This window comes from Streptomyces radiopugnans (assembly GCF_900110735.1).
Taxonomy (GTDB): domain Bacteria; phylum Actinomycetota; class Actinomycetes; order Streptomycetales; family Streptomycetaceae; genus Streptomyces; species Streptomyces radiopugnans.
In genome coordinates this window covers 106,322-127,915 of record NZ_FOET01000003.1, presented here as the reverse complement: position 1 = coordinate 127,915, position 21,594 = coordinate 106,322, and the positions used below count along the sequence as shown (strand labels likewise).

At 73.6% G+C, this 21,594-nt stretch carries 19 protein-coding genes and 1 pseudogene; 18 read left to right on the top strand and 2 right to left on the bottom strand.

The genetic code is table 11. The features are described from left to right. The first annotated feature begins 376 nt into the window (after positions 1–376). The 7 genes from BMY40_RS08030 (at position 377) to BMY40_RS08000 (ending at position 9,685) form a co-directional block, all read left to right on the top strand. On the top strand, positions 377–2,131 hold the full coding sequence (locus BMY40_RS08030) for a protein kinase domain-containing protein (protein ID WP_093657040.1): 1,755 nt from the start codon (positions 377–379) through the stop codon (positions 2,129–2,131). A gap of 182 nt (positions 2,132–2,313) precedes the next feature. After that, the gene (locus BMY40_RS08025; RefSeq protein WP_245769942.1) at positions 2,314–3,342 is read left to right on the top strand and encodes a phosphotransferase; all 1,029 of its coding nucleotides are present in this window, start codon (positions 2,314–2,316) and stop codon (positions 3,340–3,342) included. Between the two features lie 438 nt (positions 3,343–3,780). Beyond that, the gene (pdhA, locus tag BMY40_RS08020; RefSeq protein ID WP_093657037.1) at positions 3,781–4,950 is read left to right on the top strand and encodes a pyruvate dehydrogenase (acetyl-transferring) E1 component subunit alpha; all 1,170 of its coding nucleotides are present in this window, start codon (positions 3,781–3,783) and stop codon (positions 4,948–4,950) included. 1 nt (position 4,951) lies between these two features. Continuing rightward, complete coding sequence (locus tag BMY40_RS08015; RefSeq protein ID WP_093657035.1) at positions 4,952–5,932, top strand: alpha-ketoacid dehydrogenase subunit beta; 981 nt, start codon at positions 4,952–4,954, stop codon at positions 5,930–5,932. 27 nt (positions 5,933–5,959) lie between these two features. Continuing rightward, positions 5,960–7,453, top strand: a complete 1,494-nt coding sequence (locus BMY40_RS08010) for a dihydrolipoamide acetyltransferase family protein (protein WP_093657033.1) — start codon at positions 5,960–5,962, stop codon at positions 7,451–7,453. A gap of 223 nt (positions 7,454–7,676) precedes the next feature. After that, positions 7,677–8,336: a GntR family transcriptional regulator gene (locus BMY40_RS08005; RefSeq protein ID WP_245769941.1), complete on the top strand. Its 660-nt coding sequence runs from the start codon at positions 7,677–7,679 to the stop codon at positions 8,334–8,336. Beyond that, positions 8,333–9,685: an MFS transporter gene (locus BMY40_RS08000; RefSeq protein WP_425443086.1), complete on the top strand. Its 1,353-nt coding sequence runs from the start codon at positions 8,333–8,335 to the stop codon at positions 9,683–9,685. The genes BMY40_RS08005 and BMY40_RS08000 overlap by 4 nt, the downstream gene beginning before the upstream one ends. Before the next feature lie 73 nt (positions 9,686–9,758). Here the strand turns inward: BMY40_RS08000 and BMY40_RS07995 are convergent, their stop codons facing one another. After that, a complete protein-coding gene (locus BMY40_RS07995) occupies positions 9,759–10,583 on the bottom strand; it encodes a maleylpyruvate isomerase family mycothiol-dependent enzyme (protein WP_093657029.1) in 825 nt (274 codons plus the stop codon). A 177-nt stretch (positions 10,584–10,760) separates the two neighbouring features. Between BMY40_RS07995 and BMY40_RS07990 the strand changes: the two genes are divergently transcribed. The 4 genes and pseudogenes from BMY40_RS07990 to BMY40_RS07975 all read left to right on the top strand — a co-directional run bounded on the left by BMY40_RS07990 (position 10,761) and on the right by BMY40_RS07975 (position 16,460). Beyond that, positions 10,761–11,549, top strand: a complete 789-nt coding sequence (locus BMY40_RS07990; protein ID WP_093657027.1) for a carbon-nitrogen family hydrolase — start codon at positions 10,761–10,763, stop codon at positions 11,547–11,549. 140 nt (positions 11,550–11,689) lie between these two features. Then, positions 11,690–11,980 carry a YiaA/YiaB family inner membrane protein gene (locus BMY40_RS07985; RefSeq protein ID WP_093657765.1) on the top strand — a complete coding sequence of 97 codons (291 nt, stop codon included), beginning with the start codon at positions 11,690–11,692 and terminating at the stop codon, positions 11,978–11,980. A 143-nt stretch (positions 11,981–12,123) separates the two neighbouring features. After that, positions 12,124–13,113 (top strand): annotated as a pseudogene (locus BMY40_RS07980) (endonuclease/exonuclease/phosphatase family protein); the annotation flags it as partial. A 194-nt stretch (positions 13,114–13,307) separates the two neighbouring features. Beyond that, on the top strand, positions 13,308–16,460 hold the full coding sequence (locus BMY40_RS07975) for an AfsR/SARP family transcriptional regulator (RefSeq protein ID WP_093657023.1): 3,153 nt from the start codon (positions 13,308–13,310) through the stop codon (positions 16,458–16,460). A 49-nt stretch (positions 16,461–16,509) separates the two neighbouring features. Here the strand turns inward: BMY40_RS07975 and BMY40_RS07970 are convergent, their stop codons facing one another. Then, positions 16,510–16,713 (bottom strand): hypothetical protein, encoded by a 204-nt coding sequence (locus tag BMY40_RS07970; protein ID WP_093657021.1) that lies wholly within the window; start codon positions 16,711–16,713, stop codon positions 16,510–16,512. Between the two features lie 188 nt (positions 16,714–16,901). On the opposite strand from BMY40_RS07970, the gene BMY40_RS07965 reads away from it, so the two are divergent. The 7 genes from BMY40_RS07965 (at position 16,902) to BMY40_RS07935 (ending at position 21,594) form a co-directional block, all read left to right on the top strand. Continuing rightward, the gene (locus BMY40_RS07965) at positions 16,902–17,810 is read left to right on the top strand and encodes a hypothetical protein (RefSeq protein WP_093657019.1); all 909 of its coding nucleotides are present in this window, start codon (positions 16,902–16,904) and stop codon (positions 17,808–17,810) included. 101 nt (positions 17,811–17,911) lie between these two features. Beyond that, the gene (locus BMY40_RS07960; RefSeq protein WP_093657017.1) at positions 17,912–18,499 is read left to right on the top strand and encodes a hypothetical protein; all 588 of its coding nucleotides are present in this window, start codon (positions 17,912–17,914) and stop codon (positions 18,497–18,499) included. Between the two features lie 59 nt (positions 18,500–18,558). After that, positions 18,559–18,711: a MerR family transcriptional regulator gene (locus BMY40_RS07955; RefSeq protein ID WP_245769940.1), complete on the top strand. Its 153-nt coding sequence runs from the start codon at positions 18,559–18,561 to the stop codon at positions 18,709–18,711. A 404-nt stretch (positions 18,712–19,115) separates the two neighbouring features. Then, positions 19,116–19,364, top strand: a complete 249-nt coding sequence (locus BMY40_RS07950) for an acyl carrier protein (RefSeq protein ID WP_245769939.1) — start codon at positions 19,116–19,118, stop codon at positions 19,362–19,364. A gap of 49 nt (positions 19,365–19,413) precedes the next feature. Further along, positions 19,414–19,788 (top strand): ectoine synthase, encoded by a 375-nt coding sequence (locus tag BMY40_RS07945; protein ID WP_093657013.1) that lies wholly within the window; start codon positions 19,414–19,416, stop codon positions 19,786–19,788. Positions 19,789–19,945: 157 nt separating this feature from the next. Further along, positions 19,946–20,893, top strand: coding sequence for a pseudouridine-5'-phosphate glycosidase (locus BMY40_RS07940; RefSeq protein ID WP_093657011.1), 948 nt, complete (start codon positions 19,946–19,948; stop codon positions 20,891–20,893). Further along, positions 20,890–21,594 carry an HAD family hydrolase gene (locus tag BMY40_RS07935; protein ID WP_093657009.1) on the top strand — a complete coding sequence of 235 codons (705 nt, stop codon included), beginning with the start codon at positions 20,890–20,892 and terminating at the stop codon, positions 21,592–21,594. The genes BMY40_RS07940 and BMY40_RS07935 overlap by 4 nt, the downstream gene beginning before the upstream one ends.

Genomic DNA, 21,594 nt, shown 5'->3' with positions numbered 1-21,594 from the left:
TCTGCCGGTGCCCGTGGTGCCGCCGACCGGCCTTCGAACGCCGGGCGTGACACCGGTCCGCCCGTGGACCCCACCCGTGGACTTCCGGGCCAAGTCTGCCCCAGCGGCCGGACACGTCAAGGCGGTTGCCCGTTCCGTGACCCGATGCGCGCATACGCCTCACACGCGCTCGCGGAGCCGCCCGACATCGTAACTTGCCAGTTGGACGCCCGAGCGGGTTGGATGGTCCGTTGCTGCCCCCAGCGCTCTCGGTACCACGTCCCGCGCCGCTCTCTTCGCCTTCGCCGAGGGGCACGGCTCCCGGACCCTGTTAGCGTGCACAAGGAGCAGAGCGTACGGATCCGCGGCTCGCGGACCTGATCTACGGCGAGGACTGATGGCACAGACACAAGCCGCCGGAGGGCCTTCGGAGCCCGACGAGACTGCTGGTGGGGTGTCCGATTCGCCCGAGTCGTGGGGCAGCGGCGGTGTGGTGGGCGACGGGCGCTACCGCCTCACGCGCCGGCTCGGCCGCGGCGGCATGGCGGAGGTGTTCGCCGCCGAGGACGTGCGCCTGGGCCGCACCGTCGCCGTCAAGCTGCTGCGCGCGGACCTCGCCGAGGACCCGATCTCCAAGGCCCGCTTCACGCGCGAGGCGCAGTCCGTCGCCGGCCTCAACCACCACGCGGTGGTGGCCGTCTACGACTCCGGCGAGGACGTGGTCGGCGGCAACACCGTGCCGTACATCGTCATGGAGCTGGTCGAGGGCCGCACCATCCGCGACCTCCTCCTCAACGCCGACGCGCCGCCGCCCGAGCAGGCGCTGATCATCATCTCCGGGGTGCTGGAGGCGCTCGCCTACAGCCACCAGCACGGCATCGTGCACCGGGACATCAAGCCCGCCAACGTCATCATCACCAACAACGGCGCCGTGAAGGTGATGGACTTCGGCATCGCCCGCGCGCTGCACGGCGCGTCCACCACCATGACCCAGACGGGCATGGTCATGGGCACCCCGCAGTACCTCTCCCCCGAGCAGGCGCTCGGCAAGACGGTGGACGCCCGCTCCGACCTGTACGCCACGGGCTGCATGCTCTACGAGCTGCTGGCGCTGCGCCCGCCGTTCACCGGGGAGACCCCGCTGTCGGTGGTCTACCAGCACGTCCAGGACGAGCCGGTGCAGCCCTCGAGGGTGAACGACTCGGTGCCGCCGGAGCTGGACGGCCTGGTGATGAGGGCGCTGGCCAAGGACCCGGACGACCGCTTCCAGACCGCCGAGGAGATGCGCGGCCTGGTGCAGTACGCGCTGCGCATGCTCCAGGAGCAGGGCGGCCACACCGGGGGCCTGTGGAACACCGGCGCGGTGGTCTCCACCGGCGCCACGCCCGCCATGGGCACCCCGGGCGCCTACCAGGGCGGCGACGCCCCCGCCGCCACCGCCGCGGGCGGCTACCCCGACGACGCCGCGACCCGGGTCGGCCCGCCGCTGCTCATGGGCGCCCCCGGCGGCGGCTCGTACGACGGCGGCGGCTACGACACGGGCGGCGGCTACGGCGACGGGCGCCGGGGCGGCAGCGGTCTGAAGTACGGGCTGATCGCCTTCTTCTCCGTCCTCGCCATCGCCGCGGGCATCTTCCTGGCCGTCAACGGCAGCGGGGACGGCAACGAGCAGAAGGGGCCGCAGAAGACCACCTCCACGCCCTCCCAGGAGGAGAGCTCGGCGGAGCCCTCGCCCGAGGAGGAGGAGACGCAGGAGCCCGGCCAGGACGGCAACACCGAGCCCGGCGGCACGGGCGGCTGGCAGAACGGCGGCGGGAGCACCGGCTGGACCGGCGGCGGGGAGCCCAGCCCCGAGCCCTCGCCCAGCGGCGAGCCCAGCGAGCCCGACGGCGGCACCGACGAGGGCGGCACCGACGGCGGTACGACCGACGGCGGCACGGACACCGGCGGTACCGACACCGGGGGCACCGCCGACGGCGGTACGGAGACGGGCGGCACGGCCGACGGCGGCACGGCCGACGGCGGCGCCGGCGGCGACACCGGCACCACCACCGGCGGCGCCGACACCACCACCGGCGGCACCACCACCGGCGACGGGGCGGCCACGGCAGGGGGAGCGCCGGGCGGGCCCGGCGGCGGCACCGGCGGCTGACCCGGACGCGGGCCCGCCCCGCGTCCGTTCCGCCTCTGCCCTCCGCCCCGGATCCGTCCTGTCCCTGTCCCTGTCCCTGTCTGTCCCGCGTCCGCCCGGTCCGCGCCGCCCCAATACCACCTCCGCGCCCCCGGTGCACAACGCGTCCGGGTGGTCGCTCTCGGTGACCTACGATTCCCGGCGTGCAGTCTCCCCACCTCCCCCGCGCCACCCTCGCCACGCTGGTGCGGCGCTTCGGCGCCGGGGAGCCGATCTCCTGCGAGCCGGTGGCCCAGGGGCTGCTGAACCGCGGCTACCGGCTGTCCACCACGCGGGGCCGGTTCTTCCTCAAGCACCACCTCGACGGGGATCCGCGCGACCCGGCCCGCATCGAGCACCAGCACCGCGTCACCGTCCGCCTCGGCGACCTCGGGGTCCCGGTCGTACCGCCCGTCGAGGACGCCTCCGGACGGACCGTCGCCGTGGTGGACGAGCGCTGCTACGCCCTCCACCCGTGGGTGGACGGCCACCACCGGGACGGCGGAGAGCTGTCGTGCGGGCAGTCGCGCCGGCTGGGCGCGCTGCTGGGCCTGGTGCACGTACGGCTGGGCCAGGTCGCGCCCGTGCCCGCCGCCGAGTGCGCCGCCGAGCCCAGCGCCGACCCGGAGGTGACCTTCGGCCTCATCGACGAGCTGCTGGCCCGGGTGCGCACCCGGGCCCGGCGCGACTGCTTCGACGAGCTGGCCGACCACCGGCTGCGCGAGCGCCGCGCCCTGCTGGAGCGCCACGCCCACCGCCGTCCGCCCGCCGGGGCCGAGCCGGTCGCCGGGTGGGTGCACGGCGACTTCCACCCCCTCAACCTGCTCTACCGGGACCGGGCCCCCTGGGAGCCCGTCGCGATCGTGGACTGGGACCGGCTCGCCGTGCAGCCGCGCGCCGAGGAGGCCGTACGGGCCGCCGCCATCTTCTTCCTGCGGCCCGGCGGCACCCTGGACCTGGCCAAGATCCGGGCCTACGCCCGTGCCTACCGCGCCGCCACCGGGGCCGGGGCGGACGAGATGGCCGCGGCCGTCCACCGGGTGTGGTGGGAGCGGCTCAACGACTTCTGGATGCTGCGCTGGCGCTACCAGCTGCGCGACCGCCGCACCGACCCGCAGTTCCCGGCGGCCTCCGCGCTGGTGGTGTGGTGGACCGGCCGGTACGAGGCGGTGTGCGACGCCTTCTGCGTGTAGGCGGCGTATGCGGCGTATGCGCGGTAAGCGGCTCCTGTGGGCCCGTACGCCCCTTCACCCTCCGTGTCCGTCTCACATACCGATCACGCACCATCTCCGCGTCACTCCTCCACAGCTCTTCCCGTCACTTCGGTGCCGGGATAACGTGCGCTTGTCCCAGGCGCTTGCGAGGCTGTGACCAGTGACGTTCCAGGCTTTTGCGATTTACTTGGAAACCCAAGCAAAATTGCAGGTCAGGGACCCTTCGCGCATGTGCGGAGGTACTGGGTAACGTGCTGACAGCGGGCCGTCGAACGGGACACCTGTCACCGCTCGGTTCCGTCCGCGCCGCACATACCCCGTGGGCCGTACGGATCCGGGCGAGCCTCTCCCTGCCACCGGCGGGGAATCCCCAGGCTTCCCGGCGACCCCGGGAGCCGGACAGACGGAGGAGCACAAGTGACCGTGGAGAGCACTGCCGCGCGCAGCAAGCCGCGCCGCAGCAGCGGAAAGCGCACCACGACGAGCGGGGCGAGGAAGCGCTCGCAGTCGGCCGCGCGCCCCGAGCTCGTACAACTGCTGACGCCGGAGGGCGAGCGGGTCGAGCACCCGGACTACTCGCTGGACCTGACCCCCGACGAGTTGCGCGGTCTGTACCGCGACATGGTCCTCACCCGCCGGTTCGACGCAGAGGCCACCGCGCTGCAGCGCCAGGGCGAGCTGGGCCTGTGGGCGTCGCTGCTGGGCCAGGAGGCCGCGCAGATCGGCTCGGGCCGGGCGCTGCGGGACGACGACTACGTCTTCCCGACCTACCGGGAGCACGGCGTGGCCTGGTGCCGCGGGGTGGACCCGACCAACCTGCTGGGCATGTTCCGCGGCGTCAACAACGGCGGCTGGGACCCCAACAGCAACAACTTCCACCTCTACACCATCGTCATCGGCTCGCAGGCGCTGCACGCCACGGGCTACGCGATGGGCGTGGCCAAGGACGGCGCGGACAGCGCGGTGATCGCCTACTTCGGCGACGGCGCGTCCAGCCAGGGCGACGTCGCCGAGGCGTTCACCTTCTCCGCGGTCTACAACGCGCCGGTGGTGTTCTTCTGCCAGAACAACCAGTGGGCCATCTCCGAGCCCACCGAGCGCCAGTCGCGGGTGCCGATCTACCAGCGCGCCGCGGGCTTCGGCTTCCCCGGCGTCCGGGTGGACGGCAACGACGTGCTGGCGGTGCTGGCCGTGACCCGGGCCGCCCTGGAGCGCGCCCGCGCCGGCGAGGGCCCCACCCTGGTCGAGGCGTTCACCTACCGGATGGGCGCCCACACCACCTCCGACGACCCCACCCGCTACCGCAAGGACGCCGAGCGCGAGGAGTGGGAGGCCAAGGACCCGATCCTGCGGCTGCGCACCTACCTGGAGAAGGAGGGCCTGATCGACGCCGACTGGCTCGCCGGGCTCGACCAGGAGAGCGACGCGCTGGCGCTGCGGGTGCGCGAGGCCATCCGGACCATGCCGGATCCGGACACCATGGCAATCTTCGAGAACGTCTACGCCGACGGGCACGCGCTGGTGGACGAGGAGCGCGCCCAGTTCGCCGAGTACCTGGCGTCCTTCGCCGACGAGGAGGGCCGCTGAGATGGCCAACACCAAGATGCCCATGGCCAAGGCGCTCAACGAGTCGCTGCGCAAGGCCCTGGAGACCGACCCCAAGGTCCTGATCATGGGTGAGGACGTCGGCAAGCTCGGCGGCGTCTTCCGCATCACCGACGGCCTGCAGAAGGACTTCGGCGAGGACCGGGTCATCGACACCCCGCTGGCCGAGTCCGGCATCGTCGGCACCGCGATCGGCATGGCCCTGCGCGGCTACCGGCCGGTGGTGGAGATCCAGTTCGACGGGTTCGTCTTCCCCGCCTACGACCAGATCGTCACCCAGCTGGCGAAGATGCACGCCCGCGCGCTGGGCAAGGTCAAGCTGCCGGTCGTCGTCCGCATCCCCTACGGCGGCGGCATCGGCGCGGTGGAGCACCACAGCGAGTCGCCCGAGGCGCTGTTCGCGCACGTGGCGGGCCTGAAGTGCGTCTCGCCGTCCAACGCCTCGGACGCGTACTGGATGATGCAGCAGGCGATCGCCTGCGACGACCCGGTGATCTTCTTCGAGCCCAAGCGCCGCTACTGGGACAAGGGCGAGGTCGACACCGAGGCCATCCCCGGCCCGCTGCACAGGGCGGTCGTCGCCCGCGAGGGCACCGACCTGACGCTGGCGGCCTACGGGCCGATGGTGAAGACCTGCCTGGAGGCCGCCGCGGCGGCCGAGGAGGAGGGCAGGTCGCTGGAGGTGCTGGACCTGCGGTCGATGTCCCCGGTCGACTTCGACGCGATCCAGGCGTCGGTGGAGAAGACCCGCCGCCTGGTGGTCGTCCACGAGGCGCCGGTCTTCCTGGGCACCGGCTCGGAGATCGCCGCCCGGATCACCGAGCGGTGCTTCTACCACCTGGAGGCGCCGGTGCTGCGGGTGGGCGGGTTCCACGCGCCGTATCCGCCGGCCAGGCTGGAGGACGAGTACCTGCCGAACCTGGACCGGGTGCTCGATGCCGTCGACCGCGCGCTGGCGTACTGAGAGTAGGGGCTGAGGAGAGTCGTGACGATGACTGATACGGCTGCCGCCGGGGCCGCTGCCCAGCGCATCCGCGAGTTCAGGATGCCGGACGTGGGCGAGGGCCTGACCGAGGCCGAGATCCTCAAGTGGTACGTGGGGCCCGGTGACACGGTGACCGACGGCCAGGTGGTGTGCGAGGTGGAGACGGCCAAGGCGGCCGTCGAGCTGCCCATCCCGTACAACGGCGTGGTGCACGAGCTGCGCTTCGAAGAGGGCGTCACCGTGGACGTGGGCACCCCGATCATCACGGTGGACACCGACCCGTCGGCCGGGCCCGTCGGATCCGCCGGCCCCGCCGAGGCCGGCGGGGCGCCGGCCGCCGCGCCCGCCGCCGAGGCGGCGCCCGTCGCCGCCCCGGCCGAGCCGGAGGCGGAGGAGGGCGCCAAGCGCCAGCCGGTGCTGGTGGGCTACGGCGTCGGCACCGCCTCGACCAAGCGGCGCCCGCGCAAGCAGCAGAACCACGTGCGGGACGCGCAGGCCGCCGTCCAGGCCGAGATGGACGCCACCACCACGCCCCCGGCCGCGGCGCCCGCCGTCCCGGAGGTCGAGCGCTCCCCGCAGCGCCCGCTGGCCAAGCCGCCGGTGCGCAAGCTCGCCAAGGACCTGGGCGTGGACCTGGCCGCGATCGTGCCGACCGGTCCGAACGGGATCATCACCCGCGAGGACGTCCACGCCGCCGCGGCGCCCGCGCCCTCGAAGGAGGCCGCCGCCGCGCCCGCCGCCCCCCAGGCGGCCCCGGCCCGGACCGAGGTGGCGGCTCCGCCGGTGTGGAGCACCGGCGAGCGAGAGCGCCGGGTGCCGATCAAGGGTGTGCGCAGGGCGACCGCCCAGGCGGTGTCCTCCAGCGCCTTCACCGCGCCGCACGTCACGGAGTTCATCACCGTCGACGTGACCCGCACGATGAAGCTGGTGCAGGAGCTCAAGCAGGACCCGGACATGGCCGGCCTGCGGGTCAACCCGCTGCTGCTGGTGGCCAGGGCCTTCCTGGTCGCCATCCGCCGCAACCCGGAGATCAACGCCGCCTGGGACGAGGCCAGCCAGGAGATCGTCCACAAGGACTACGTGAACCTGGGCATCGCCGCGGCCACCCCGCGCGGTCTGATCGTGCCGAACATCAAGGACGCGCACGCCAAGACCCTGCCGGAGCTGGCGCGGGCGCTGGGCGAGCTGGTCGCCACCGCCAAGGAGGGGAAGACCCCTCCGGCGGACATGCAGGGCGGCACGGCCACGATCACCAACGTCGGCGTCTTCGGCGTCGACACCGGCACCCCGATCCTCAACCCCGGGGAGTCGGCGATCCTGGCCTTCGGAGCGGTCAAGCTCCAGCCGTGGGTCCACAAGGGCAAGGTCAAGCCGCGCCAGGTCACCACCCTGGGGCTCTCCTTCGACCACCGCCTGGTCGACGGCGAGCTGGGCTCCAAGGTGCTGGCCGACACCGCGGCCGTCCTGGAGCACCCCAAGCGCCTGATCACCTGGGCCTGATCACCTGGGCCTGATCACCTGGGCCTGATCACCCGGGCCCGAGCGGCCCGGCGGACCACGGCGGGGCCCGCCGCACGCACCGTGCGGCGGGCCCCGCCGTGCGGACGGCCCCGGACGGCCCCGTCCGTTCCTGTCCGGGCCGCCTGCGCCCCGTTCCGTTCCGCCCCGTCCCGCATGGCGGACGGGGATGGGCACGCATACCTGTTGTATCTATGGTGTGTCCATGCCCTCCCAGTCCTCCGCGCCCCCGACGCCCCCCGCCGCCGAACGCGTCTACGCCCACGTCAAACAGGCCGTACTGGAGCGCCGCTACGAGGGCGGCGCCCTGCTCACCGAGGGCGAGCTGGCCGGGGCGGTCGGGGTCTCCCGCACCCCCGTGCGGGAGGCGCTGCTGCGCCTGGAGGCCGAGGGCCTGATCAGGCTCTACCCCAAGAAGGGCGCGCTCGTCCTGCCCGTCTCCGCCCAGGAGATCGGCGACGTCGTCGAGACCAGGCTGCTGGTCGAGGAGCACGCCGTGCGCAAGGTCACCCCCGCGCCGCGCGACCTGCTGGACCGGCTCGGCGAACTCCTGGAGCAGCAGCGGCGCCAGGCCGGGACCGGCGACCTGGCGGCGGTGGCCGCCACCGACCGCTGCTTCCACGCCACCGTGGTCAGGGCGGCCGGCAACCAGATCCTGGAGCGCCTGTACGACCAGCTCCGCGACCGCCAGCTCCGCATGGGCGTCGCCGTGATGCACTCCCACCCCGACCGGATCGCCAAGAACATCACCGAGCACACCGAGATCCTGCGCGCGCTGCGCACGGGGGACGCGGAGGCCGCCGCCGAGGCGGTGCGCGGCCACGTCGGCTCCGTGCGGCACCTGCTGCGCGGTGAGGTCCGGTGAGCGGCGGGAACCTGCCCGGAACCCCGGCTTCCGGAGTGCGGCTCGGCGGCCCGCGGGCTGCCTTCGTGTGGGGACTGGGCGTCGCCGTCTACTTCACCGCCATCACCTACCGCACCAGCCTGGGCGTCGCGGGCATCGACGCCGCCGACCGCTTCCACATCAACGCCTCGGCCCTGTCGACCTTCTCCATCCTCCAGCTCCTGGTCTACGCCGGGATGCAGATACCCGTCGGCCTGCTGGTGGACCGCTGGGGCACCAAGAAGGTCCTGACCCTGGGCATAGTGCTGTTCACCACCGGCCAGTTCGCCTTCGCGCTCTCCGGCTCGTACGTCATGGCGCTGGCCGCCCGCGCGCTGCTGGGCTGCGGCGACGCCATGACGTTCATCAGCGTGCTGAGGCTGGGCTCCAACTGGTTCCCGCCCCGCCGCGGTCCGCTGATCGCCCAGGTCGCGGCGTTGTTCGGGATGGCGGGCAACCTGCTGACCACACTGGTCCTGGCGCGCCTGCTGGCCGCATTCGGCTGGACGCCGACCTTCGCGGGCAGCGCCGCGCTGGGCGTGCTGGTCCTGGTGCTCGTCCTGGTCTTCCTCAGGGACCGGCCCGAGGCCCCCGCCCCCGTACCCGCCCCCGCCTCCGTACCCGCCCCCGCTGCCGCCGCACCCGGGCCGGAGCCGGTGCGCGAGCGCGGCTACGTACGCCGCCAGCTCGCCGAGGCGTGGCGCGAGCCGGGCACCCGGCTGGGCATGTGGGTGCACTTCACCACCCAGTTCCCCGGCATGGTCTTCCTGCTGCTGTGGGGGATGCCGTTCCTCGTCGAGGCGCAGGGCCGCACCCGCGCCGAGGCCGGCACCCTGCTGACCGTGGTGGTGCTCTCCAACATGGCCATCGGCCTGGTCTACGGCCAGGTCATCGCCCGGCACCACAGCGCACGGGCGCCGATCGCGCTCGGCACGGTGCTGGCCACGGCCGCCGTCTGGGCGATGGTGCTGTGCTGGCCGGGGCGGGCCCCGCTGTGGGCGCTGGTCCTGATGTGCGTGGTGCTCGGCGCCTGCGGTCCGGGCTCGATGATCGGCTTCGACTTCGCCCGCCCCGCCAATCCGCCCGAGCGGCAGGGCACGGCGTCGGGCATCGTCAACATCGGCGGCTTCACGGCCTCCATGACCACCCTGCTGGCGGTGGGCGTCCTGCTGGACGCGACCGGCGACGACTACCGGATCGCGTTCGCCTCCGTCTTCGTCCTCCAGGCGCTGGGCACCGCCCAGATCCTCCGGCTGCGCGGCCGGGCGCACCGCCGCGAGCGCGAGCGGGTGGTGGCCAGCCGCGTCGAGGCGGTGCACGTGCCGGTGTGAGGACGTGACGGTGTGAGGGCGCACCGGTCCGGGACCGCGGGGCGCGGCACCCCAGGGCCCGCGCCCCGGACGCTCAGGGCGTGATGGCGAAGTGCGCGAGGATCGCGTCCGCGAGGGCCTGGTCGCCCTCGATCTTGAGGTTCCCGCGCACCGCCGCGGGCCGCACCCGCCCGCAGGCCAGCCGCAGATACGTCTCCCAGTCCGTCGCCAGCGTGACCGCCGGCCCCAGTGAGACGCTGCCGTCCACCGTGCCCCGGCCCTCGGCGTCCACGCGCACGGTCCGCATGAACTCCAGCGGTCCGCTCACGTCGAGGACGACCGCCGAGTTCGGCGGCGCCCCGGCGTCCTTGGCGACCACCTTGGGCAGCCCCTCCAGCAGCACGTCCCGCGCGACGTGCGCGCCGGGGGAGTCCAGGTTGCCCGGCCTGCCCAGCGCCCGCCGCAGATCCTGCTCGTGCACCCACACGTCGAACGCCCGCAGCCGCAGCGCCCGTTCCAGCGTCATCTCCCGGCCGAGCGGGGTCATCACCATCGTCGACGGGTCGCGCTTCTCGTTCCGCAACTGGCGCGACCTGCGGATGATCGTGTACTCCAGCTCGCTGGTCATCTCCGGCGCGGTGTGGCAGCGCCGCACGTCCACCTGGACCTCGACGCGGCGGCTGACCTCGTCCTTCACGTGGAACAGGTCCCGCGGCAGGGAGTGGATGGGACGGGGGTCGCCCAGCATCTCGCACTCCGACCCGATGACGTGGGAGACGATGTCGCGGACCGACCATCCGGGGCACTCGGTCGCGCGGTTCCACTCGCCCTCGACCAGCGGGGAGACCAGCTCGGATATCGCCTCGATGGAGTGGGCCCAGGCGTCGGCGTAGGGCTGAAGGCTAGGGTGGTCGGTCAACAGGACCCCTCGGATACGTGCTGAATACGTGTGGATGGTGTGGGTTCGCGGACTGGGTGCTCTCAAGTTACGCTGCGGGCGGGCAGCCTGACAGGCCTTTCGGGTGACGATCGTAGGCTGCTTTCGACCGGCTTTCGACCGGCGTTTGGCCCCCTCGAACCCATGGACGGTGGTACGGTGCGCGCCTCCCTCATCCAGATCGGTGTGGACCCGGACGAAACGGTCGAAGCGCGCCGCGCGCGGGCCGCCTCGCTCGTACGCGGGCAGACGGGCTCGGACCTGGTCGTCCTGCCCGAGCTGTGGACGGTCGGGGCCTTCGCCTTCGACTCCTTCGAGGCCGGCGCCGAGCCGCTGGACGGGCCCACCGCGCTCGCCATGTCCGAGGCGGCCCGCGAGGCGCGCGTCTGGCTGCACGCCGGGTCCGTCGTGGAACGGGCCGAGCACGCCGGCGGCACGGCTCTGTACAACACCTCCCTGGTCTTCTCCCCCGACGGCGAGCGGGCCGCCGTGTACCGCAAGATCCACCGCTTCGGCTTTGACCGCGGCGAGGCGACCCTGATGTCCGCCGGCGCCGAGCCGGTCACCGTCGCCCTGCCCGGCATCACCCTGGGCCTGGCCACCTGCTACGACCTGCGCTTCCCCGAGCTGTTCCGCGCACTGACCGACGCGGACGCCCGCGCACTGGTGGTCCCGGCGGGCTGGCCCGCCCGCCGCGCCTCCCACTGGTCCCTGCTGGCCCGCGCCCGCGCCGTGGAGAACCAGGCGTACGTACTGGCCTGCGGCACCGCCGGCACCCATGCGGGCGTCCCCCAGGCGGGCCGCAGCGCGATCATCGACCCCTGGGGCGAGACCCTGGCCGAGGCGCCGGACGCCGAGGAGCGGGTGGTCACCGCCGAGCTGGATCCGGCGTACGTCGCCAAGGTCCGCGAGGACTTCCCCGTCCTGCGGGACCGGGTGCTGCGCTGACCGCCCCCGCCCCGGGCGCCCGCCCCGGCATCCGCCCCCGCCGCCCCCTCCACCCGCCGTCCCGCTCCCGCGCGCGTCCCCGGAGGGGCTGAGTAGCCGTACTCATGCGGACGCCGCCGGGCCGCGCCACCGTGGTGGCCATGACCACACCAGTCCAGCGGCCCACCACGGCCGCGTTCTTCGTGCAGGCCGTCGCCTCCTTCGCGCTCTCGCTGCTCGCCGTGGGCCTCGGCGTCGCCTACATGCCGATGGGGCCGTGGGAGCGCGGCTTCCTGGCGATCGGCGTCCTCTTCCTGATCTCCTCCACCTTCACGCTGGCCAAGTGCGTGCGGGACCGGCAGGAGATGCAGGAGGTGACCACCCGCGTGGACAAGGCCCGGCTGGACAAGCTGATCACCGAGCACGACCCCTTCGACCCCAAGAACCTCTGAGCCGCGCTCCGCCCGAGCCACTGCCCGACCCCGGCTCCCCACCCCGGCTCCCCACCCCGCCGCCCGGCCGCGCAGCCGCGGCGTGCCATGCTCCCGGGAGGTCGTAGGGCCCGGAAGGCCGGGAGGGGGCGCGCGTGGCACGGATGGCGGGGGCACGGCGGTGGCGGGGCGCGGACGCCACGGGCCGCACCGCATGGAGCAGGGGCCGTGTCCCCGCCGCGCTCGCCGTGCTCACGGCCGGGGTGACTGCGTTCCACCCCCTGGTGCCGGGCGCCGTACTCGGTCTGGGCAGCCTGCTGGAGGCCTTCCTGCCGTGGCTCGGTCTGGCCGTCCCCGTGCTGCTGGCCGCAGCGCTGGTACGCCGCTCGGCCCTCGCCCTGGCGGCGCTGGCGCTGCCGTCGGCGGTCTGGCTCGCCCTCTTCCACGGCACCTTGGCGCCCCGGGGCGGGGATACGGCCGGCACCACCGCCGGTGCCGCCCTCCTCACGGCCGTCCAGCACAACGCGAGCGACGAGAACCGAGACCCGGCCGCCACCGCGCGGGCCCTGGCCTCCGCCGGTCCCGACGTCGTCGCGCTGCAGGAGCTGACCCCCGCCGCCCTGCCCGCCTACGGTGAGGCGCTGGCGCGGGAGTACCCACACCACGCGGTGGCGGGGACCGTCGGCCTGTGGTCCAGGCACCCGCTGACCGGCACCCGCCCGCTGGACATCCGTCCCGCGGACCTCGGCCCCGACTGGAACCGCGGGCTGCGCACCGCCGTGCGCACCCCGCACGGCGACGTCGCCGTGCACGTGGCCCATCTGCCCTCGGTGCGCATCCGCGCGAGCGGCTTCGACACGAGGCGGCGGGACGAGAGCGCCGCTCTGCTGGGGGAGGCTCTGCGGGCGGAGGAACTGCCCCGCGTGATCGTGCTGGGCGACTTCAACGGCACCCTGGACGACCGCGGGCTCGCCCCCGTCCTGAACGGTGTGGACTCCACCGGCCGGGAGGCGGCTGACGGCTTCTCCTTCAGCTGGCCCACGGCCTTCCCCGTCGCCCGGATCGACCACGTCATGGCCCGCGGCGCCGCCGTCACCCGTCTGTGGACCCTCCCCGCCACCGGCAGCGACCACCTCCCGGTCGCGGCCCGGATCGAGCTCACCCCGGAGCGCGTTCCCCCCGGGCCGCGTCCCCCCGGGCCGGGGCGTGACCGGCGAGGGCGCTGACGGGCGGGAAGGGCTCCGTCCGGCGCCCGGAGGCGTCGTTGACAGGGGCCGGAAGATGGGGCACCGTCAAAGCCCGTCAAGGTGGTCTCGACCACGGATTCGCCATGCACGGGGGGTGCTGAATGGGTCTGAGGCTCCTCGGCCCGGTCGATCTTGTGGTGGACGGTCGGTCGGTCGACCTCGGAGGCCCCAGGCAGCGGGCCGTACTGGCCGTGCTCGGCCTCAACGCGAACCGCGTCGTCCCCGTCGAGCAGCTCATCGACGCCGTCTGGGACACCGCTCCCCCCTCCACGGCACGCGGGCAGATCCAGACCTGCATCTCCGGGCTGCGCAGGATCCTCGGCGACGCCGGACACCCCGGCACCATCGCCACGCGCCAGCCGGGGTACATGCTGGTGATCGGCTCCGAGGAGCTCGACGTCCTGCGCTTCTCCGCACTGGTGGCCGAGGCCCGGTCGCACGCGGACGAGGGGGGCGAGGAGCGGGCGGCCGCGGTGCTGCGCGAGGCCCTGGCCCTGTGGCGGGGGGCCGCGCTCGCCGGCGTCCCCAGCGGGATGGTGCGGCGCGAGGCCACCGTCCTGGAGGACCGGCGGCTGGCCGCCGTCGAGGAGCTCGTGCGGCTCGACCTCGCGTTGGGCAGGCACGAGGAGATCTGTCATGAATTACGCGCGTTGGTGGCGGAACACCCTTTACGCGAACGGCTCCACTGCTTCCTGATGCTGGCGCTGTACCGCGCGGGCCGCCAGGCCGAGGCCCTGGAGGCGGGGCGCCTGGCACGCGCCGTGATGGTGGAGGAGATAGGTGTCGAGCCCAGCCAGGAGCTCCAGGAGCTGACCCGGGCGATCCTGAACCGCGATCCGTCGCTCGACCTGCCCGCGGACCTCCGCCCGCCCCCGCCCAGCTCCTCCGGTCCCGGTGCGCGTGAACAGCGCTCCACCGCGCCGCGTGCGGGAGGGAGCGCGCTCGTCCCCCAGCAGCTTCCGCCCAGCGTCGCCGACTTCACCGGGCGCGAGGACCTCCTGGAGGAGATCAAGCGGCTGCTGACGGAGGGCGGGGAGGAGGGAGGGGCACGCTGGAGCGTGCCGATCGTCGCGATCTCCGGCAAGGGCGGGGTGGGGAAGTCCAGCCTCGCGGTGCGGGCCGCACACGAACTGAGCGCCCGTTTCCCCGACGGGCAGCTCTACGCGGACATGCGCACCCCCGGTGGCGAGGACCGCACCGCCCGCCTCCTGGCCCGCTTCCTGCGCGCGCTGGGCGTTCCGGGCACCGCGGTGCCGGAGGACACGGACGAGCGCGTCGAGCTCTTCCGCAGCAAGCTGTCGGGCAGGCGGCTGCTGCTGGTGCTCGACGACGCCACCTCGGAGGAGCAGGTACGGCCCCTGCTGCCCGGCAGTCCCACGTGCGCGGTGATCGTCACCAGTCGCAAGCGCCTGGGCGGCCTGACCGGCGCCCACCGGCTCGACATCGACGTCTTCGACACCGACAAGTCCATCGAGCTGCTCACCAGGATCGTCGGTGAGGACCGTGTGGAGGCCGAACGCGAGGCGGCCGTGGAGCTGGTGACGTCCTGCGGCGGCCTGCCGCTGGCGCTGCGGATCGCCGGAGCGCGGCTGGCCTCGCGGCCCCACTGGCAGATGGAGGGCCTGGTGCGGCGGCTGCGCGACGAGGCGCGCAGGCTGGACGAACTCGCCCACCATGGGCTGGAGTTGAGGTCCAACATGGAGCTGGCCTACCGCGGCCTCGGCGAGTCCGCGGCCAGGCTGTTCCGGCGTCTGTCGATGGTCAGGGTCCTCGACTTCCCGGACTGGAACGCGGCGGCGCTGCTGGACGTCTCGCCGGCCGAGGGCAGGGAGCTCCTGGACACGCTGGTGGACGCGCAGCTCCTGGACGTCGTGGTGTACCCGGGATCCCGTTCGCCCCGCTACCGCTTCCACGACCTCATCCGGATCTACGCCGGGGAGCGGCTGTCGGCGGAGGAGGACGGGCACGAGCGCGCGGCGGCCCTGTCCCGCCTGCTGGGCGGCTGGCTGGCCCTGGCGGAGGAGGCGCACCGCAGCGAGTACGGCGGGGACTACACGATCCTGCACGGCAGCGCTCCGCGCTGGCGCCCGGCGGGGGGCTGGGACCCGGACGGCATGGGCGATCCGGCGTGCTGGTGGGAGGACGAGCGGCGCGCCCTGACGGCCGCCGTGCGGCAGGCGGCGCAGGCCGGGCTGGACGAGCTGTGCTGGGACCTGGCGCTGACCGCGGTCACCCTGTTCGAGGCGAAGGGCTACTTCGACGACTGGCGCGAGTGCGCCACGGTCGCCAGGGAGGCCGCCGAGCGGGCCGGCAACCGCACGGGCACGGCGGCGATGCTGTACTCGCTGGGGACGCTGCACATGTTCCAGACCCAGATGGCCGAGGCGCGGTACTGCTTCGAGGCCGCGCTCGCCGCCTTCCGGGCGGAGGGCGACGCGCACGGCTGCGCCCTGGTGCTGCGCAACGCCGCGCACGTCGACGGCCTGTACGGCGACATCCCCAGGATGCTCGACAGGTACGACGAGTCGCTGCGGACGATGCGCGCCGTGGGCGACCGCGTGGGGGAGGCGCACATCCTGCGCAGCCTGGCCAAGTTCCACCTGGGCGAGGGGGACCCGCAGACCGCGGGCGAGTTGCTGGACGAGGCCCTGGCCATCTGCCGGGAGGTGTCGTGCCCGAGGATGGAGGTGCAGGTCGTGCACCGCTTCGCCGAGGTGTACATGGCCACCGGCCGGATCGATCTCGCCCGCCAGGCGCTGCACCGGGTGCTGCGCATGGTCCGCGACACCGGTGACCGCATCGGGGAGGTCCACGTGGTCTATGGGCTGGGGCTGCTGCGGCACCGGGAGGGCCGGCTGGACACCGCCGAGACCACCCTCGCGCACGCCCTGGGGCTGGCCCGCCGGGTGGGGGAGCAGCTCATCGAGGCGAAGGCGCTGTACGCGCTCGGCGAGATCGCGCTGGCGCGGGGAGGCGAGGCGAGCGCCGCCGGCCATCTGCGGGCGGCCCACGAGATCTTCGGGAAGCTGGGCTCGGTGCTGTGGCAGGCGAAGGCCCTCGTCCTGCTGTCGGAGGTCCGTGCCGGACAGGACTCCGCCCGGGGCGACCTGGAGCGCGCCGTACGTCTGCTGTCGTCGGTCGACTCGCGCGAGTCCGCGAAGCTGCTGGCGGAGCTGCGGGCCGCCCACCCCGATCTGCCGGCGGGGGAGCTGCTCGGCTCGGGCGCGGAGGTCGGCGGCCCCGCCTCCGTGTGAGCCGGGCCGGTGCGGGCACGCGCGGCGCGTGCCCGCACCGGCCCGGGGATCACCAGTGGGTGTCCTCCGTGCAGTCGCCCGGGATCGGGTTCCCCAGGGCGTCCGAGGGGCAGCCGTACGCCGATCCCCCGGCCGCCGCCGTCTGCGGGCCCGTCTGCTGACCTGCCTGGGACGCCATTCCTGCTGCGGTCGGCCCGAGGACGGCCGCGAACGCGACGAGGAGCGTGGCGGTGAAACGGCGTCTGGCGGACATGTTTTTCCCTCCATGGTGCCGGTCGGTGGTGGTGCGGTTCGGTGAGAAGAGTGGAGCGCAGGATTCCATCGAATCGCCATCTCCTCGCTCCCGGCGGGCACTCAGCGCACCGGGAGCGGATCGACAGAGCATCGGGAGCCCTGCTCCTCATTGTCGTGTGCACGATCTCCGGATGCGAGGAGGCCACGATGATGGACAGCCGCTTTCTCAGGTTGGACACGGAGGACCTGTGCGCCCTCGTCTCCGAGTTCGACTCCGCGCAGACGGTCGCCGAGGAACTGCTGGCGCACCCGGACGGCGGCCCCGGGCGGCACGCCGGACCCGGCGGGCGATTACTGGAACTGCGCGGTGACACGGCGGTGTTACGGGACCCCGGCGGCGACCTGTGCGCGCTGCCGGCGTCGGGCCTGTACGCCTGCCGGGTCGCGGCCCTGACCGCGCTGGCGGCGAACCAGCTCCTGGACCCCGGGGTGGTCACCGCCTCGCTGATCGGCTCGGGCGCCGCCGGGCGCATACAGCTGCTGGTGATCGCGCGCAGCGTGCCGGACGTCAGCCATGTCGCCGTCCACTCGCCGGGAGGCCCGCACGCCTCGCCTGTCGACAGCGGGATCGCCGGCGTCCTGGAGGCCACGGGCATCGGGCTGACCGTCGCGGCGAGCCCGGAGGAGGCCACCTTCGGCGCCAGCCTGGTCGTCGTCACCGAGCCGGTGGTGAGCGAGCCGTGCCTGGGACATCTGGCCCCGGGGTCCGTGCTGGTCAACGCCACCGGCCGCAGTCTGAGGGAGGAGACGACGGGCTGTGTCAGCGCCGTCTACGTCGATGATCTCGGCCTGCTGGACGCGGCCGGGTCCGGGCCCGGCCGCCCCGGCTCCGCGGCCGGGCGCGTTCCCGTTCCGGCGGGGGGCCGCCTCGGCGTCGAGGCCGACCTGCGGCAGGTCTTCACGGGCGAACACCCCGGCCGCGCCTGCGCCGACCACGTCCTGCTGGTGGAGCTCCTGAGCGGCGCGGCCCCGGGGACGAGGCTGGACGTGGCGCTCGCGGAACGGATCCACCGGACCGCGCTGTGCCACGGCCTCGGCGCCCTCTCGCCCGGCTGACGGCCGCGGCACCCCGCTCCTCCCGTGTGTTCCACCCGGGCGCGGAGGCGTCCCACGGCCGCGCCCCATCCCCCCAACCGTTCCGTCGTGAGGACACGCGTATGTCGAACACTCCGTTCCGGGCACCGGCCGGCCGTGACACGGTCCGAGGTGACCTGCTGCGCCTGCGGGACCTGTACGAGGAGAGCATCGCCGCGCAGGCGTCCGCCGCCCGCCCGCCGGCGGAGCGCGTGGCCGGCCGGCGCCGTACCCACCGGCACCGCGGCATCGCCCTGGACGACCGGGCCGTGTCCGTGCGGTCGGACGTACTGGCCGTCCTCACCTCCTGGACGGGGATGGTCGCCGACGAACGGGCGGTGCCGGCGCCCCCGGACGCGCGGGTGCCGTCGCTGGTGGGGTTCCTGGAGGCGAACCTGGACTGGCTGCTCGGGCACCCCGCCGGAGCCGACTTCGCAGGGGAGACGGCGGAGCTGAACGCGGCGCTGTGCGCGGTCCTGGACCGCGAGCCGGCCCCGCGGGACCGCGAGGTGGGGACGTGTGCGGTGCCCGGCTGCGGGCGGGTGGTGCGCGCGACGTCCGCCGGCCGCCGGCCCGAGGTGCGCTGCGAGGCCGGGCACATGTGGCAGGCCCGGCACTGGCTCCTGCTGGGGCGGCCGCCTGCCGCCGTGTCCGCGAGCAGTGCGCCGTGACGCCCGTGACACCCGTGACGCCCGGGAGATCCGGGCGGCCCGGGAGGCCGCAGTGCACGGTGCCCACGGAGCTGGCCGCGCTCGCGGCCGGCGTGTCCCGGGCCACCGTGCGCAAGTGGGCCAGCCGCGGAAAACTGACCCGTTACGGCCGCCCGGGACGCGCGGAGTACGACCTGGAGGAAATCCGGGAGATTCTGGAGGGAAAACGCTGAGGCGGCTCGGATGAAACCCCGTAAAGCGGATCCGGCATGGGTTGTTTCCCGGCGCGGATTCCTCACGCATGCCCGGACAATCGCCAGACAATTGAACTGGAAAAGATTTGGAATGTTGTTGACGGACGCCCGGGCGAGGTGTCACGCTTTTCCCACGGCACACTTGTGCCCCGGGGCCCCGAACGCCCGGGAGTTTGGCGGCACTTCTTCCCGGATCCCCTCCTCCCCGGCTTCCCCCGCCCGGAGCGACGCCTCTTCCCGCTCCCGGCCCCGCGTCCGCACCGTCCGGTGCCGGCGCTCGCCACACCTCACTGAACGGCGGGTTTCCTTCCCGCATCGGCCATGAACCGCCCCCCATGGCCACGGCACCCGCCCGGCTCCGCGAAAACCACGAGAGGAGAACCGTGTCCACAGAAGGTGAGATAAAGCGGTTCGTCATCAGCAATTTCCTCCCCGATGTCCCCGCCGACCAGCTCTCCTCCGATCTCGATCTGCTGGAGAACGGAGTGGTGGACAGCCTCGGTCTGCTGCGCCTCATCACCTGGGTCGGTGACGAGTACGGGATTCCGGTCGCCGACCTCGATATCGCGCCGCATCAGTTCAGCTCGGTCGAAGCCATTGCGGATTTCGTCCGGAGTGCGCGCGTCGGATGACTCGGCGCGGCGGTCCGTCGCGTCCGGAACCATGAAGAGGAGAAGAAGGATGATTGTCCGCGGGAAAGAAGAGGTCGAGGGCGTCGACTGGGGCAACGGTCTGAGCTACCGGTTCCTCGTCGAGAAGGACCGGATGGGCTTCACGGTGGCCCACACCGTCGTGAAGGCCGGCTCGAAGTCGCCCCTGCACTACAGGAGGCACCTGGAGGCCTGCTACTGCATCGCCGGCCACGGCCAGGTGGTCACCGAGGACGGCACGGTCCACGAGATCGGGCCCGGAACCCTCTACGCGCTCGACGAGCACGACAAGCACTACCTGATCGCCGCGCCCGACCGGGACCTGGAACTGGTCAGCGTCTTCAACCCGCCGCTGCGGGGCGACGAGCGGCACAACTTCGACGCCGCCGAGTACTCCCACTACTGATCCGGCGACGGACCCGCCCCCGGCAGGCACGGGGGCGTCGTGAGGCCGGCCGGTGCGCCCGACCCCTCCCCGGGCGCACCGGCCACCCACCGCAACAGCCACCAGCGCTTCCCATCCCAGGGCCCGACGGCGGGCCGGAGCAAGGAGGTAAGGACCGATGTCCGCACACGACCGGACCGAACTGTTCTCGATATCGGACGAGGTGGCCGACGCGGTGGCGTCGGGACTGCCGGTGGTCGCGATGGAGTCCTCGGGCGTGGCCCACGGCCTGCCGTACCCGATGAACCTGGAGACCGCGCTCGACATGCACAAGGCCATCCGGGCGGGCGGCGCGGTGCCCGCCCGGATCGGCCTCTTCGGCGGGCGGTTCGTGATCGGCATGTCCGACGCGATGGTGGAGCGGTTCGCCACCACGCCGGACCTGCCCAAGGTCAGCACCCGGGACATCGGCCCCGTCCTCGCCTCCAAGGGACCCGGAGGCACGACCGTCTCCGCCGCACTGGTGGCCGCCGCCCGGGCGGGCATCGAGGTCTTCGCGGTCGCCGGCATCGGCGGGGTGCACTTCGGCGCCCAGCACAGCTTCGACGTGTCGGCGGACCTGATCGAGTTCACCCGGCACCGGGTCGTCACCGTGTGCGCGGGGGCGAAGACCGTGCTGGACCCGGCGCTGACGCTGGAGTACCTGGAGACCCAGGGCGTCCCGGTGGTCGGCTACCGCTGCGACGACTTCCCCGCCTACTACTGCGTCTCCAGCGGACGGCCCAACCCGCGCCGCACGGACGACATGGACGAGCTCGCGGCCTCCGTCCGCCTGCACTGGGAGGCCGGGAACCGCGGCGGGTTCCTCGTCACCCACCCGATCGCCGAGCAGGACGCGCTGCCCTCGGAGCACATCTACGCACTGATCCGGGAGAAGCAGGCCGAGGCCGAGCGCGAGGGCGTCAGCGGCCCGGCGATGACACCGCGCATCCTGAGCGCGGTATCGGCCGCGACCCAGGGCCGCACCGCCGAGGCGAACCGCTCCGTGCTGCTGTCCACCAGCGCGCTCGCGGCCGAGGTGGCCGTCGCCATGAGCCGGCACGGCGCGCCGGTGGGTGCCGCGTGAGCGGCCCGTACCGAGCGGTGCTCTTCGACGTCGACGGCACCCTGGTGGACACTCCGGGCGGCATGACGAAGGTGCTGGACGCGGTGGTGCGGGAGACGGGCCGGGAGGTGGACCGGGAGCGGCTGCGCGCCACGGTCGGCCGCCCCCTGGCGGCCTCGTTCGCCACCCTCCTCGGGCTTCCCGAGGAGCACGCGGAGGTGGCGCACGCCGTGGAGCGCGCCCGGCGGCTGTTCACCGAGACGGTCATCCCGGCCGCGGCCGACCTGGTCTTCCCGGAGGTGCCGCCGATGCTCGCCGAACTGCGCGAGCGCGGCCTGCCGCTGGCCGTCGTCACCAGCAAGATCCGGCGCAGCGCGGTCGAACTGCTGGAGGCCGCCGGGCTGCTGGACTCGTTCGACACCCTCTCGTGCCACGGCATGGCCCCCAGGGGCAAACCCGCCCCGGACCTCGCGCTGCTCGCCTGCGGCGAGCTGGGCGTGGCCGCCGGACACTGCCTCGTCGTCGGCGACGCGGTGGACGACATGCGCATGGCACGCGGCGCGGGCATGGCGGCCCTCGGCGTCGGGTTCGGCGTCGCCACCCCCCGCGAACTGCTGGACGCCGGCGCGCTGTCGGTGTCCGGCTCGGTCGGCGAGCTGCGCGCGGCGCTCTCGGCCGCCACCGCGCCCGCCCCCCTTCCACTCGGCTCCGACCAGGGATGA